The sequence below is a fragment of the Archangium lansingense genome, assembly GCF_026626635.1.
Classification (GTDB): domain Bacteria; phylum Myxococcota; class Myxococcia; order Myxococcales; family Myxococcaceae; genus Archangium; species Archangium lansingense.
The window spans coordinates 6730224-6744072 of the sequence record NZ_JAPNKA010000001.1; the positions used below are offsets into that span (position 1 = coordinate 6730224).

General features: G+C 68.7%; 13 protein-coding genes. 4 read left to right on the plus strand and 9 right to left on the minus strand.

All coding sequences use genetic code 11. From position 1 onward, the window contains the following. Positions 1 to 140 precede the first annotated feature (140 nt). Positions 141 to 2999 (plus strand): MopE-related protein, encoded by a 2859-nt coding sequence (locus OV287_RS27265; protein WP_267536971.1) that lies wholly within the window; start codon positions 141 to 143, stop codon positions 2997 to 2999. A gap of 38 nt (positions 3000 to 3037) precedes the next feature. Here OV287_RS27265 and OV287_RS27270 read toward each other — a convergent pair whose 3' ends face one another. From OV287_RS27270 to OV287_RS27280, 3 genes are all read right to left on the minus strand, one after another. After that, positions 3038 to 3700, minus strand: coding sequence for a hypothetical protein (locus OV287_RS27270; RefSeq protein ID WP_267536972.1), 663 nt, complete (start codon positions 3698 to 3700; stop codon positions 3038 to 3040). Between the two features lie 215 nt (positions 3701 to 3915). Beyond that, complete coding sequence (locus OV287_RS27275; protein WP_267536973.1) at positions 3916 to 4263, minus strand: HU family DNA-binding protein; 348 nt, start codon at positions 4261 to 4263, stop codon at positions 3916 to 3918. A 221-nt stretch (positions 4264 to 4484) separates the two neighbouring features. Then, a complete protein-coding gene (locus tag OV287_RS27280; protein WP_267536974.1) occupies positions 4485 to 5921 on the minus strand; it encodes a GuaB1 family IMP dehydrogenase-related protein in 1437 nt (478 codons plus the stop codon). Positions 5922 to 6056: 135 nt separating this feature from the next. Between OV287_RS27280 and OV287_RS27285 the strand changes: the two genes are divergently transcribed. Both OV287_RS27285 and OV287_RS27290 read left to right on the plus strand, forming a co-directional pair. Next, positions 6057 to 6794, plus strand: coding sequence for an ABC transporter ATP-binding protein (locus OV287_RS27285; protein WP_267542426.1), 738 nt, complete (start codon positions 6057 to 6059; stop codon positions 6792 to 6794). Continuing rightward, positions 6791 to 8524 carry a putative ABC exporter domain-containing protein gene (locus tag OV287_RS27290; protein WP_267536975.1) on the plus strand — a complete coding sequence of 578 codons (1734 nt, stop codon included), beginning with the start codon at positions 6791 to 6793 and terminating at the stop codon, positions 8522 to 8524. Before OV287_RS27285 ends, OV287_RS27290 begins: the two co-directional genes overlap by 4 nt. A gap of 32 nt (positions 8525 to 8556) precedes the next feature. Here the strand turns inward: OV287_RS27290 and OV287_RS27295 are convergent, their stop codons facing one another. The 5 genes from OV287_RS27295 to OV287_RS27315 form a co-directional block, all read right to left on the minus strand. Further along, positions 8557 to 8835, minus strand: a complete 279-nt coding sequence (locus OV287_RS27295) for a hypothetical protein (RefSeq protein ID WP_267536976.1) — start codon at positions 8833 to 8835, stop codon at positions 8557 to 8559. 90 nt (positions 8836 to 8925) lie between these two features. After that, the gene (locus OV287_RS27300; RefSeq protein ID WP_267536977.1) at positions 8926 to 9912 is read right to left on the minus strand and encodes a type VI immunity family protein; all 987 of its coding nucleotides are present in this window, start codon (positions 9910 to 9912) and stop codon (positions 8926 to 8928) included. Then, entirely contained in the window at positions 9905 to 10759 is an 855-nt protein-coding gene (locus OV287_RS27305; protein WP_267536978.1) for a hypothetical protein, read from the minus strand. The genes OV287_RS27300 and OV287_RS27305 overlap by 8 nt, the downstream gene beginning before the upstream one ends. A 151-nt stretch (positions 10760 to 10910) precedes the next feature. Continuing rightward, entirely contained in the window at positions 10911 to 11747 is an 837-nt protein-coding gene (locus OV287_RS27310) for a hypothetical protein (RefSeq protein WP_267536979.1), read from the minus strand. Positions 11748 to 11900: 153 nt separating this feature from the next. Next, positions 11901 to 12437: a ferritin-like domain-containing protein gene (locus OV287_RS27315; RefSeq protein WP_267536980.1), complete on the minus strand. Its 537-nt coding sequence runs from the start codon at positions 12435 to 12437 to the stop codon at positions 11901 to 11903. A gap of 87 nt (positions 12438 to 12524) precedes the next feature. On the opposite strand from OV287_RS27315, the gene OV287_RS27320 reads away from it, so the two are divergent. Continuing rightward, positions 12525 to 13427: a LysR family transcriptional regulator gene (locus tag OV287_RS27320; RefSeq protein ID WP_267536981.1), complete on the plus strand. Its 903-nt coding sequence runs from the start codon at positions 12525 to 12527 to the stop codon at positions 13425 to 13427. Positions 13428 to 13441: 14 nt separating this feature from the next. Here the strand turns inward: OV287_RS27320 and OV287_RS27325 are convergent, their stop codons facing one another. Beyond that, complete coding sequence (locus OV287_RS27325) at positions 13442 to 13795, minus strand: hypothetical protein (RefSeq protein ID WP_267536982.1); 354 nt, start codon at positions 13793 to 13795, stop codon at positions 13442 to 13444. Positions 13796 to 13849 lie beyond the last annotated feature (54 nt).

The following is a 13849-nucleotide window of genomic DNA, read 5'->3' on the forward strand; positions in this document are numbered from 1 at the left end:
TGGTGGCAGTTGCGGTGCCGGGTCTCACGGCCTGCGATCCCCCGGGGCCAGGCACTCCAGACTCAGGGATTCCCACTACGGGAGATGACGCAGGTCAGACAGGTGGCCCCGACGGGGGGACCTCGGATGGAGGCGGTTGTGTGCCCTCCGCCGCCGAGCTGTGCAATGGCGTCGATGACGACTGCGACGGCGAGGTGGACGAGGGCTTTGAGCTCGGGACGGCCTGTGACGGTCCAGACAGCGACCGGTGCACGGAGGGGAAGGTGGTCTGCGGCCCCAACGGAGGCACGGTCTGCGACGACACCACCGGAGACTCGGTGGAGCTCTGCAACCTGAGCGACGATGACTGTGACGGCGAGGTGGATGAGGGCTTCCACACAGGCGAGGCCTGCGATGGCAACGACTCGGATCAGTGCGCCGAGGGTCAGTTCGTCTGCAGCGCCTCGGGCGGGGCGGTGTGCAGCGACATCACCAGCAGCACCGTGGAGAGCTGCAATGGCGCGGATGACGACTGCGATGGTCAGGTGGACGAGGACTTTGACCTGCAGAAGGACCCGGCCCACTGCGGCAGGTGCGACGTTGTCTGCAGCGCGTCGGAGTCGTGCGTCAATGGTGCCTGTCTGCCGAACTCGGAGCTGAACTGCGGCGACCACCGCGATGACGATGGCGACACGAAGACCGACTGCGAGGATTCGGATTGTGACGGCCAGGCCTGCGGCACGGGCTGTCGCTGCGAGGGGGGCATCGGGACCGAGACCGATTGCAGCGATCGCCAGGACAACGATGGCGACACGAAGACCGACTGCGAGGACTCGGATTGTCCGGCCTGCACCACCCTGCGCTCGCTCACGCTCAATCCTGGCAACGTCCAGCTCGTCGTCCAGGGCAGCACGGGGGCCGTCCAGGCGTTCACCGTCACGGGGACGTATTCTGATGGGCACTCGGAGGACATGACGGGCCAGGCCGTCTTCAGCATCGACGACACGCGGCTGGGCTTCTTCAACGTGGCCACCTTCACCTCGAGCACCACGGTGGGTGGCACCAGCACCGTGCGCGCCCGGATCGGCTCCCTGTCCGTCTCCACCTCCCTCACGGTGAAGCTCGCGCATCGGATCGTGGACGCCAGCTCCACCTCCATGCCTTCGCAGCCGGAGACGCGGTTCGGCGGCGCGGAGGACGCCTCTCTCAAGCCGCAGATCGTCTATCCCAGCAGCGGCACATTGCTCCCTCCCAACATGACGCAGCTGGAGATCCACTTCCTGCCCGGCCCCACCTCCAACACCCTGTTCGAGCTGACCTTCAGCAACGCCATCACCGACGTGCGCGTCTATCTGCGCTGCTACGTGCCGAGCGGCTTCACGCTGCCCTCCGGAGTGAGCCGCGGCTGCATCTACACGCCCTCGGAGCAGGTCTGGAGGTTCGTGGCTGAGAGCAACCGTGGAGGCCAGCCCGTGCAGCTCGTCCTGCGTGGCACGGAGGACTCGGGCAGCGGCACGGTGGGCGTGTCCGAGCCCATCTCCCTCCACATCTCGCGCTCCATGCTGAGGGGCGCGCTGACCTACTTCACGACCGCGAACGGCACTGGCCTCATGCGCTACGACTTCGGCAGCGCGTCCCCAGGCAGCGTCGCCACCCTGTTCAGGGCCAGCAACGTCAGCAGCACCTCCGTGCCCTGTGTGGGCTGCCACGCGGTGAGCCGCAACGGCAAGAAGATGGTCGTCGAGGCCAACGGGCAGCACGATGGCCGGCTCGCCCTGGTGGATCTGTCCACCTTCACGCCCACCACCAAGGTTCCCCTCGCGCAGGGCGGCACGAAGCTGAGCAGCTTCCAATCGTGGAACCCGGATGGCTCCCGGTTCGTCGGCGTCTACGCCGACCAGGGCGCCACCAGCTACAACCTGAAGCTCTTCGACGGTGACACCGCTGCCCTGTTGGGTGAAATCCCCAATACCGGCACCCAGACCCATCCCGCCAACCACCCCGACTGGAGCGGGGATGGTCAGCAGATCGCCTACATGTCCATGGGGGTCGCCGGGACGAACCAGCGCAGCTTCAAGGGCTCCATCAACGTGGTGACGGCGCAGCCGGGTGGCTCCTGGAGCGCCCCGGTGACGTTGGTACCGTCGCTGAGCGGGAAGAACCGTTACGCCCCGGCCATCGCACCCGACTCGTCCTTCCTCGTCTACAACGAGTCCACGTGCCCCTCCTCGGTCGAGTCGCACACGGACTGCAACTCGGAGACGGATCCCTCCGCCAGGATCTGGGCCGCGTTGCTGAACGCCAGCGCGGCACCGGTGGAGCTGGCGCGCGTCAACGCCCCTGGCCCCATGGATGGAACCACGGTGAACCTGACCAACAGCTACCCGCGATGGAACTCCGTCGTGGCGCAGGGTGTAGCGGGCCATGCGCGGGTGATGTGGGTGGCGTTCGCCTCGACCCGCATGTATGGCCTGCGCTCGCCGCCGTCGTCCATGGGTGAGAACCCCAAGAGCTCGCGCCTCTGGGTGGCGGCGGTGGACCCGGACAAGCTGCTCGCGGGGGAGGATCCCTCCTTCTCGGCCTTCGCGCTGCCCTTCCAGGAGCTCACCGCCTCCAACCACCTGCCGCAGTGGACGGGGTACGCAGTGGAGAATGGCTGCTCCACCGCGAGCGAGGCGTGTGGCTCGGGCGGCGGCACGTGTTGCAATGGGTTGCAGTGCGTGAAGCTCGACGCCGACCCGCCGCAGCCCTGCGACGTGTCCGGTGCTTGCGTGTGCCAGCCCATTCCCCAGTGCCAGCCGGAGGCGTCGGGGTGCTCGGCCGCGGCGCCCTGCTGCGATGGGCTCCGCTGCCTGGATGCGAGCGGCGCGGACTGCACGGGAGGCAGTTGCTCCTGCCGTGCTCCCTGCGTTGGAACAGGCCAGAGCTGCAGCGACGGAAGCCCGTGCTGCGACGGTCTCGTGTGCAAGCCCGGGTCCTCGGGCGGCAACACCTGCCAGGTCGTCCTGTCCGGCCGCTGAGCCGTCGGTAGGGGAGGGGACTGCCCGGGTCTCGTCGCTCAGAAGCTGCCGGCGAGACCCAGCACCGCCCCTCCCCTCGGGGTGAAGCTCAACATGGGCTGGAGGTGTGCCGACGAGGACATCTCGAAGGCCACGACGCTCAGGGCGTAGGGCAGCAGCATCGCGGCGCCCGAGAGGGGATTGATGTTTCCCCGGGCGAGGACGAAGGCGCCGGCACCCGCCGCCATGCCCAGGGCCATGCCTCCGAGCGTGTGTAGAATGTGGCCTCGGCCCCCCAGCAGACTTCCGCCCCACCAGGTGCCCAGCGCGAAGCCGAGTCCGCTGCCCAGCCAGCCCCCCAGGAACGGGTAGAGCGTGCAGCTATCCGGGGGATCCTCCGGAGCCTCCTGCGGGCACAACGAGCTGCCGAGGCGCACCCCCACGAGGGTCAGGCCCACGCCGGTCAGCGCGCCGGCGCCCAGCTCTGCCGCGATGCGAAACGCAGCATGGGGCCGCCAGGGCTGCTCCACCTCGGACTCGAATTCGGACTCCTCGGGCGACTGCAGCAGCCGCAGTGCATGAGGGGTCTCCTCTCCACGGAGGCCCTCCATGGCGGGTGGGACGAGCGAGCCCCGTAGGTTCGCGGCGAAGCCCACGCCGGGCGTGAGGAGCAGCAGGGTCAGCAGACACGTCATCGGGCGAGACAGTGGGTGGAGGTTCATGCCCGGGCCTTTGTGCAACCCCCAGGCCGAGGCCTCTTCCCTCGGAGCCGCGAATGGCGAGGCCCCCCTCGCGCGGCTGCGGTCTGACATGGCCGCCATGACGAAGATGTCATGACGCAGGGCTCCGGTTGCTCGGCCGTCCCCCGGAAATGACTCGGGGGCCGAGACCCTCAAGGCCTCGACCCCCGGCTTCAGCTGTTCAGCGATTCAGCGGCTTAGAGCATGTCCTTCAGGGCCTTGAGCGCCTGGATCTTCACGACCTTGCGCGCCGGCTTGGCCTTGAACACCGTCTCCTGGCCCGTGAACGGGTTGATGCCCTTGCGAGCCTTGGTGGCCGGCTTCTTCACCACCTTCATCTTCATCAGGCCCGGCACCACGAACTTGCCGGGACCGCGGCTGCCCACGCTCTTCTGGATCTGCCCGCTGAGCGCCTCGAACACCGAGGAGACCTGCTTCTTGCTCAGCCCGGTCTGCTCGGCGATCGATACCAGCAGCTCCGACTTGGTCGGGCCCCTGTCGGAGGATGCAGCCTTCTTCGCAGCGGTCTTCGTCTTCGCGGCCATTCTGGTTCTCCTGTGAAAAGGGATGGATCTGCGATGGATCTGAACTGCCCTTATCTATTCAGACGCGATTCGGCAATGGATCAAACGACTCGGCGGTGCAGATCCGCTGGGGAGCCGACGATTTAGCCGGTTTTTTGGGCACCGGGCGCTCCCCCCATCAATCCCCGGGCTCCAGCGCCAGGACCTTATGTCAGGACGTGCGGCCACCGGAAGAGTGGGGCTCACCAACTCGTGCGTACCGGACGTCCCTCCTCGTAGCCCGCCTGGCTCTGCACGCCCACCACGGCCCGCTGATGGAGCTCCTCGAGCGTCCGCGCGCCCGCGTAGGTGCAGGAGCTGCGCACGCCCGCGATGATGTGATCGATGATGTCCTCGACGCCGGGGTGATCGGGGTCCAGGTACATGCGCGAGGTGCTGATGCCTTCCTCGAAGAGCTCCTTGCGGGCGCGCTCGAAGAGCGACTCGCCGCGGGAGCGGGCTTTGACGGCGCGCTGCGACGCCATGCCGAAGTTCTCCTTGTAGAACCGGCCATCGCTGGCGCGCAGGACGTCCGCCGGGCTCTCGTAGGTCCCCGCGAACCAGGAGCCGATCATCACGTTGGCCGCGCCCGCCGCGAGCGCGAGCGCCACGTCGCGGGGGTGCCGGACGCCTCCGTCGGCGCAGATCTGCTTGCCCAGCTTGCGGGCCGCTTCCGCGCAGTCCAGCACCGCGGAGAACTGGGGCCGGCCCACCCCGGTCATCATGCGAGTGGTGCACATGGCCCCGGGCCCCACGCCGACCTTCACCAGGTCCGCGCCGGCCGAGATGAGATCGCGCGTCCCCTCGCGGGTGACGACGTTGCCCGCCATGATGGGCACGGTGGGGTTGAGGGCGCGGACGATCTCCACCGCCTCGAGCATCCGGCGCTGGTGGCCGTGCGCCACGTCGATGACGAGCAGATCCGTCCCCGCGCGCAGCAGGGCCTCGGCCTTGCCCTTCACGTCGCCGTTGATGCCGATGGCCGTGCCGATCAGCAGCTGGCCCTTCGCATCCAGCGCTGGCTTGTAGAGCGTCGAGCGCAGCGCTCCCTTGCGCGTCACCACGCCGACGAGCCGGCGGCCGCGCACCACTGGCGCGCAGGAGAGCCGCCTGCTGGACAGGCGGTCGAAGATGGGCTCGAGCGGCGTGCCCTCGTCGATGGTGAGCAGCTCGGTGGACATCACCCGGTGGAGCTGGGTGAAGCGGTCGAAGCCGGTGGCGTCGTTCTCGGTGAAGATGCCGACGGGCTCCTCCTGGTCGTTGACGACGATGACGGCCCCGTGGGCGCGCTTGTGGATGAGGTTGAGCGCCTCCTGGATGGTGTCCCCGGGCCGCAGGGTGATGGGCGTCTCGTAGACGGGGTGGCGCGACTTCACATAGGCGATGTTGCTCTCGACGATGTCGAGGGGGATGTCCTGGGGCAGCACGGCGATGGCCCCGCGGCGCGCCGCCGTCTCGGCCATGCGCTTGCCCGAGACGGCCGTCATGTTGGACACGACGATGGGGATGGTGGTGCCCAGGTGATCGGCCGGCTTCAGGTCCACGTCCAGCCGCGAGCCCACCTCCGAGCGGCCCGGCACCATGAAGCAGTCGTTGTAGGTGAGATCGTAGGGAGGCTTCTGGTCATCGAGGAACCGCATCACACCCTCCAGAGGGGCGTACCGTAGCGCTTTCGGCAAGGGCTCGCTCCGGCCCCGAGCGAGTGCGTTGGCCCCATTGATTGGAATCCATCCGGAGGGCCGCGTATTTTGTCGCACATGAGCGAAGCCGGGATGATGGCGCCGGTGCTGGACGTGAGGGGGCTGGAGAAGACCTACGGCGACGTGAAGGCCGTGCAGAAGTTGACCTTCCAGGTCGCTCCCGGCGAAGTGCTCGGGCTCGTGGGGCCCAACGGGGCGGGGAAGACGACCACGCTGCGCTGCCTGGCGGGCATCCTGCCGCCCTCGAGCGGGCGCCTGAGGGTGGCCGGGTATGACCTGGCGGCCTTCCCGGTGGAGGCCAAGCACTCGCTGGCCTTCCTCCCGGACGAGCCGCGCCTCTTCGAGTACCTCACCGTCTGGGAGCACCTGAACTTCGTGGCCCGGTTGTACGGGGTGGCGGACTGGGAGGAGCGGGCCCGGGCGCTGCTGGAGGAGATGGAGCTGGCCGGCAAGGAGAAGGCCCTGCCCGGGGAGCTGTCGCGCGGGATGAAGCAGAAGCTGTCCATCGCCTGTGGCTTCCTGCATTCGCCCCGGCTCATCATCCTCGACGAGCCGCTCACGGGGTTGGATCCGCTGGCCATCCGCCGCATGAAGGCGTCGCTGCGCCAGCGCGCGGAGGCGGGGACGGCGCTGGTGCTCTCCTCGCACCTGCTGCCGCTGGTGGAGGAGCTGTGCCACCGCATCCTCGTCATCGCCGGAGGGCGCGCGGTGGCGCTCGGGACGCTGGCGGAGATCCGCGAGCAACTCAGTGGCCCGGACGGCTCGGCCGCGTCGCTGGAGGAGCTCTTCATCCGGATCACGAGCGCGGCATGAGCTTCCCTCGTGCGGTGACGTTCCTCTGGCTGGCTTCGGCTCGCAACCGGCTGATCCGCCAGATCCAGCGTTTGCGTCAACCGAAGTACCTCGTGGGCGCGGTGGTGGGCGGGTTGTACGTGTACTCCGTGTTCCTGCGGCGGTGGGTGGGACTCCAGGCCCAGGAGGGCACGGTCCCTCCCTCGGTACAGCTCTTCAGCCAGTTCATGCTCGTGGCCGCGATGTTGGGCACGGTGCTCTCCGCTTGGACACTGGGGCCAGACAGGCCCTCGCTGTCCTTCAATGAGACGGAGGTGCAGCAGCTCTTCCCCGCGCCCGTGTCCCGGCGGGGGTTGCTGCATTACAAGCTCGTGCGCGGCCTGGTGGGCGCGGCCACGGGGGCCCTTTTCTCCACGATCTTCGTGAGCCGTATGGTGTCCCCGCAGCCCGTCCTCTTCTTCCTCGGCGCCACCGTGACGCTCGCCACGGTGCACCTGCACGTGATGGGGGCCTCCTTCGTGCGGACGCGGCTCGCCCAGCGTGGTGGGGTGGGGACGGCGCTGCGCTGGGCCGCTCTTGCCGCTGTGAGCGCCCTGCTGGTCGGCGCGGGGATCTCCGCACTGCGCGAGCACCCCTTTCCCCTGCGGTTGGGTCATCCCCGGCAGCTCCAGGACTGGCTGGTCTCCTTGATGGACTCGCCGGCGCTGTGGCCGGGGCGGTTGCTGGTGGCCCTGCCGCTCGCGCAGGACGTAGGGGCCTTCGTGAAGGCGCTGCCCCTCGGGCTTGGTCTGCTCGCCATGCACTACGTCTGGGTGATGAGGGCCTCGGTGCCCTTCGAGGAGGCAGCGGTGGTTCGGGCCGAGGAGCGGGCCCGGCTCCGACAGCAGCTCTCGCGGGAGGGCGGTCGCCCCACGCGCCTGAATGCGAGTGCCGCGTTCTTCCGGCTCGCCCCCACGGGCAGGCCGGAGGTGGCGATCATCTGGAAGAACCTCGTCGCCGGGCGGCGGCTGGGTGGGGCAGGGCGGCTGCTCGCCGCGGGGCTGGTGGGTGGACTGGTGGCGGCGGTGGCTTCGGGCGGGGGCATGTCCCAGGCACTCGCCAACGTGCGCCTGTTCATGGCCCCGCTGTGCGGAGGGCTCGCGGTGGTGCTGTGCTTCTTCGGGCCGTCCGCCTTGAGGTTCGATCTGCGGATGGACCTGCCCCGGCTGGAGCAGCTCCGGGCGTTGCCGCTCTCGGGAAGGCAGGTGGTGGCGGCGGAGCTTGCCGCGCCCGCGCTGCTGCTCGGGGTGGCTCAGGTGGGGCTCATCCTGTTGGCGATGGCGCTCGCGGTGTGGCAGGGGGGCGCGCTCACGGAGCTGTGGTTGGCCGGAGGACTGGCGGCGGTCTGGGTGCTGCCGGCGGTGTCCCTCGGGGCGCTCTTCGTGCAGAACGCGGCGGTGGTGCTGTTTCCGGCGTGGCTGCCGCCCGAAGGCGAGCGGGCGCGTGGGCTCGAGGCGCTCGGGCAACGGTTGCTGACCCTGGTGGGCACGCTGGTGGTGCTGCTGGTGGGGATGGTGCCCGCGGCGTTGGTAGCGGTCGTGGTGGGTCTGGGACTGGATCTGCTCCTGGACCTCGGGGTGTGGGCGCTGCCCTTCGCGGGACCCGCCGCGGCGCTGGTGCTCGTGGCCGAGGTGGCCATCGGCGTGGTGGGCCTGGGCCATGCCTTCGACAGGCTCGACGTGTCGACGGAGGGGACTGGGGCGCAGTCCTGAGGGGAGCTTTTGGCCGGGGCCGTGCAGGTGCCTCAATGCGGCCCGGCCACCTCGGGGGGCGCAGAGAGCGTGCGCACCACCACCGAGCGGCACGCCGAGCACACGACGCCGCTGCGCTCCCAGTGCACCTGCTCCTCCATCTCCTGGGCGGACTCCGAACTCGCCTCGAGTTGCTTCAGGAGGGAAGCGAGCTCGTCTCCTGAACTGGATCCCGGGGCCGGGCCGAGCACGTCCTGCTCACCCTGCAGGACGAGGGAGAAGCGGTAGTACACCTCGCTCGCGGCGATACTGCGGCCGCATGTGGCGCACATTTTCGGTCGAGGGCCGGACATGACGGAGACAGTAACCGGAAGCGAGGCCGAGGGCCTACCGGAGCGTCCAACGGAGTCCCTCCGCGTGTCTCAATCGAGGAAGCGGCGCCACCACCGCCGGACTTCCTCCTCCGTATAGCCTCTCCAGGCGTTGACATAGCCAGGGGAAAACGCGTCCGAACAGGGCTCCAGCACGCGCGCGAGCTCGCGGTAGGCGGGGAGGTCGCGGCCCTGCGCCAGGTCTCCAGCTTCCGGCCACAGCCCGAGCGTCACCAGCGCACGCTCGCCTTCTATCTCCTGCACGGTGGTTCCAGGCGAGTGGAGCCGGGCGCGCAGGCCCGCCGCGCCCTCCAACTCTCCGAGCACAGGCTGGCCCAGGAAGTTGAGCCAGTGCACGCCGTCCACGCGCATGCCCTGGCGGCACAGGAGTCCCCAGCGGGACACGTCCAGCCCCGGGTAGCGGAAGAGCTCGGCGCGGATTTCGGGCAGGAGGCGGGTGCGAGAGCCCAGAAACTCGAAAGCGAGGCCGGCATGGCCGGTGGAGAAGCGCAGGGGAGAGGCCATCTCCAGGGCCAGCTCGCGCACCCGTCCCGGGCCGTGCTGCTCAAGGTACTCCGTGGGAAGGGTGGCGCTCAACACGCTCACGCTGCCTTCCGGAGGAGAACGCCACGGAAGGCGGGCGCAATACGTGAAACCGTAGCCAGTGGGATGCGAAGGATCGCCATCGATGCTGAGGTACGTCTCGAAGCCGTCCTTCACCATTCGGTCGAGGAAGCCCTCTTCATGGTCATCGGCGAAGCGGACGAGCCGCTCTGGACGCAGCAGGTGGCGAATACGAGCCCACTGGTCTGCATTCAGAGCGGAGTATTCGCCGCCACCCGGAGCCCAGCCGCAGACGGTTTCGGGCCCTTCACCTACAGCTTGTATGTAGCTATCGAGGGCTCGGCTCACCCCTGTTGCCAGCTCCACATGGTCATGGGGCATGTAGAAGGTGATGCGAATGGTCTCGCGGATGAGCAGCCGTTCCCCCCGCCGGGTGGGGCCGTGATGGCGAATCCGGGGGTAATGCTCATTCATGACTGATTCCAAGTTGGGGCGTCACGATAGCCGAGGGGCAGTTGCCACCCAGTTCGTCATAATTCTCCAGTTGCTTACGAACGTCGGAATCTTTGGGGCCGAGTGGGTTGCTCTTGCTCGCGAGCGTACAGGGAAATTTGAAGTCGAGGATGCATTGAACCTTGGTCGGAGTGCGCGCCATGTGCAGGACGATGTCTGGCTTGAGAGAGCCCTTCCATTGGTCGGTCAGGACGGCGCGCCCTTGCGCCGAGCCGGGTGCATAGCGGGGTTCTATCGAGATGTTTTCCGGGAACCGGGTGACGAGTCGCAGCCGGACACAGGCGAAGGCGGCCTCGTGCTTCATCGTCCCGAGTTCTATAGCCCGCGTCACTTTGTTCCCCTTCTCGTCGTAGCCGACCACCCTGTCGCACTCGGCGTCGTCCGGGTACTTGCCCTCTCCATACTCCCGCTCGTTGATCTGGAAGTCCGCCTCCTTGGCGCACTCGACGAGAATCTGCTCGATGAGGCGCAGGTCGGCTTCTTCGAGGACCTCCTTGAGGGTGGCGAGGGCTCTGGCCACTTCCAATGCGCGTGAGAGCCACGGGATGATGGCCTCCTCGCCCGGCGCCGCGGTGTAGCAGGCGGGGTTGTTCAGGCATCCGCTCGTCGCCGAGTCCGTGGACTGGGCGTAGTAGCCTTGCGGAGGCGGCCTCATGGGCTGTTGTGTGGCGCACCCGGCCAGCAGCACGGCACCCACCACGATGCACAGCCACAGTTGCGTCGTCACCGGCCGGGCACTGTGCACATCGAGGCCAAGGAAGGCTGAGCGCGGAGGCTCCTCCACGCGCATGGGGACTGCCGTATTCATGAAGGCTGCTCGCTCTGGAGGTACGTGCCCGGTGGGTGGCCAGACGTAGCACCACCGGGGACGCATCCGAAGCAACAACCTCGTGGGACCCCGGGTCACCGGCCGGGGAGGCGAGCCGCTGACCGCGGGCGTCGGGAGCCGCCCCCCGCTCTCAGGGTGCTCCCTTTCCCGCCCGGAGCTGTGCGACAGCCTGTTCGAGCTGCCCCGTGTAATCCACGCCCGTGTCCTCGTCGATGAACCGCTGGCCAGGCGCCTCGAAGTAGCCGGAGCGGGCGTAGGCCACCTTGAGGAGCCGGACCTGCTGCTCGGGGTCCAGCTGGCCCCAGCCCCGGCCCGTGTCCAACGCCGTGCGCCAATCCGAGCCCTCCCCGAACCAACTGCTCCAGAGCGTCTCGCAGACGTAATCGGTTCCCCCCGTCTGGTACTGCCAGACGTGGCCCATCTCCTGGATGAGCAGGTGCATGGGGAGCTGGAGTGCACCGGAGCCCTTCCGAGGGATGTCCCGAGGCACGTAGAGGGTATGGCCGAGCGCGAAGGGGCGGCCGGGCAGTCCGAGCAGCCCGAGTCGTCCAACCTTGAGGCGCACGCGCTCGTAGTCGATGCTGTCGCCGAACACCTTGCGCAGCTCGGCGAGCTGCTTCGGATCGAGTCGGACGCCCACGGGCTCCAGGCCAAGGAGCGTCTGGACTCCGCTCAGCATCCGGCCGCCCAGGCTCAGCAGGAGGTCCAAGGGAAGCTGGACGATCTTCAACACGCTCCGGACCAGCTCACGGCCGCCCGTAGACGGCTTCCCCGTGAGGAGCCCGGCGAGCCCGCGCGCGAAGCACTTCACGATCCACCACAGGTTCCGGATTGCCCCGAGGCCCGCGCTCACGAGACCGGCGAGCAGGGGGGGCGGTGTCCATCTCCCCGAGGTCCCAGGCGTACTCGGCGCCAGGACCTCAACGTCGGGAGTGGATGCGGCGAGAAGAGCGGACCGGGTGCCCATGGAGCCTCCAGAGAGCGGCCAACCAAGGCTCGGCACGATCGGCAGCACTCGCCAGGGAGGACACCCACCTTCGAGGGCCAGAGCGTGCTCGCCAGCGCACACTCGGGCCCGGCCTCGTCGGACACCCGACAAGGGACGTCTCCGGCGCCGCGTTTAGGGCGACAGTCCCAGCGCGGTGCGCCCCAGTTCATGGGCTCCACGCGTCGCCTCGAGGGCCGTGGCTCCGGCCAGGGTGCGGAAGGCCCGCTCGTGGAAACGCTCCTGGGGGAGGATGCGGCGGAACACCGCGCGCACGTCCTCGGGGGCCTCCGGGTCCGAGGCGATCACCTCGATGCGCGCCAGGCGCATGCGCTCCGCATGGGCGCCCACGGCGCAGCCGCTCTCAAGGTCCTGGATGGCGGCCAGCGGCTGCTCCCAGTAGCGCTCGGCCTTGTCCTGGACGACTGGTTCGAGGCCTCGGGCTCGCAGCAGCCCTCCCACCCATTGGGCGTGCTGGCGCTCCTGTGCGGCGATGACGGTCAGGATCCGCCGGGCCTTCGCATCACCCTGAGCATGCGCGTCGCGGAGCGCTTCGATTCGTCCCGCCGCGGTGGCCTCTCCCCGGTACTGATCGAGCAGCCAGGCCAGGAGTCTGGCCGGCTCCTTCCGGGTCTCTTCCCACCACTGCTGGCTCGTCCGTGTGCCTGGCATGGCTTTCTCTCTCCTGGCCGGGGCCTGGATTTCCCTCCCGGTCACGAACACGGTACGAATCACACCTATCGGAGGGAACTCGAAAGAATGGATGAGCTATCGCCGCAGCCGATACTCGATGGGGAGCTTCTGCGGGCCTTCGCCGCCTTCTCCGAGGTGCGGAACTTCTCCCGCGCGGCGAAGCAGGTGGGGCTCTCGCAACCGGCGCTGTTCGAGCGGGTGAAGCGGCTCGCGGATCACGTCGGTGCACCGCTGTACGAGAAGGAAGGGCGCACGCTGAAGCTGACGCCCACTGGGGTGCGGCTCGCCGCCTTCGCGCGGGACATGCTCACGCGTGCGGGCAGGCTGACGGGCGAGCTTCAGGGCCAGACGGCGGAGTCGGTGACGATCGCCGCGGGGGAGGGGGCTTACCTCTACCTGCTGGGCCCCGCGCTGTCCCGCTTCGTCGCCAGCGAGCGTGCCCTCCTGCGAGTGCTCACCCGGGGCGGGCCGTCGGCGTGCGAGGCCCTCCAATCGGGCGAGGCGCACCTCGCCGTCGGTGTCTTCGACATCGTCCCGCGAGGGCTCGTGGCGAGGGAGCTCCTGAGTGCGCCCCTCTGCGCTGCCTTTGCGCCTCACCACCCGCTGGCCAGGAAGCGCACGGTGAAGCTCGCGGATCTCGCGGGGGAGCGGCTGATCCTCGCGCCCGAAGGGCAGCGTCAGCGAGACATCGTCGGACGTGCGGTGGCGAGCCTCGGCGTGTCCGTGGCCCCTCCCGTGGAGGCGGATGGCTGGCCGATCATGCTCGCGTTCGCGGCGGCCGGCTTGGGCGTCGCGGTGGTGAATGGCATCTGCCGGCCCACGTGGGGAGCCGTGTTGCGACCCGTGCCCGAGCTGGGCTCGGTGACGTACCGGCTGCTGTTGCGCCGCGACGCGCCCCACTCGGAGGCGCTAGAGCGGCTCGTGTCACTCGTGCTGGAGGAGGCGGGAAAACTCCAGCCTCCAGAATGAGCGAGGGGGGGCGACTACTGCTGCTCGTCCTCGGCCTCGCCGGCACGGGCGCTGGAGACGCCGAACACGTTGGCCTCGGCCATCTCCTTGGTGGTGCCCCTGTAGGCACGATAGGCGAAGGGCGCGGCCACGAGCATCGCGATGACCCCCAGACCAATGGCCTTCCAGGGAATGGGCTCTTCCTTGATCTGGATGTCCTTGCCGTAGGAGTTGATGTTGTACTTCGGGCGGGAGCGGAGGGCGTCACGCTCCTCTTGGGTCATCTCTTGGGTCTCGAAGTTCTGCAGCTGCCGCCGCTGGGCGAGGGCGGCGCCGCCAGTGACGAGCACGAGGACGACCAGCAGACGCGTGAGGGAGGGGGGGCGCATGGGAGTTGAGCCTACCACGACCTTACAAGTGCGTAGAACAGGGCTTGCGTCGTC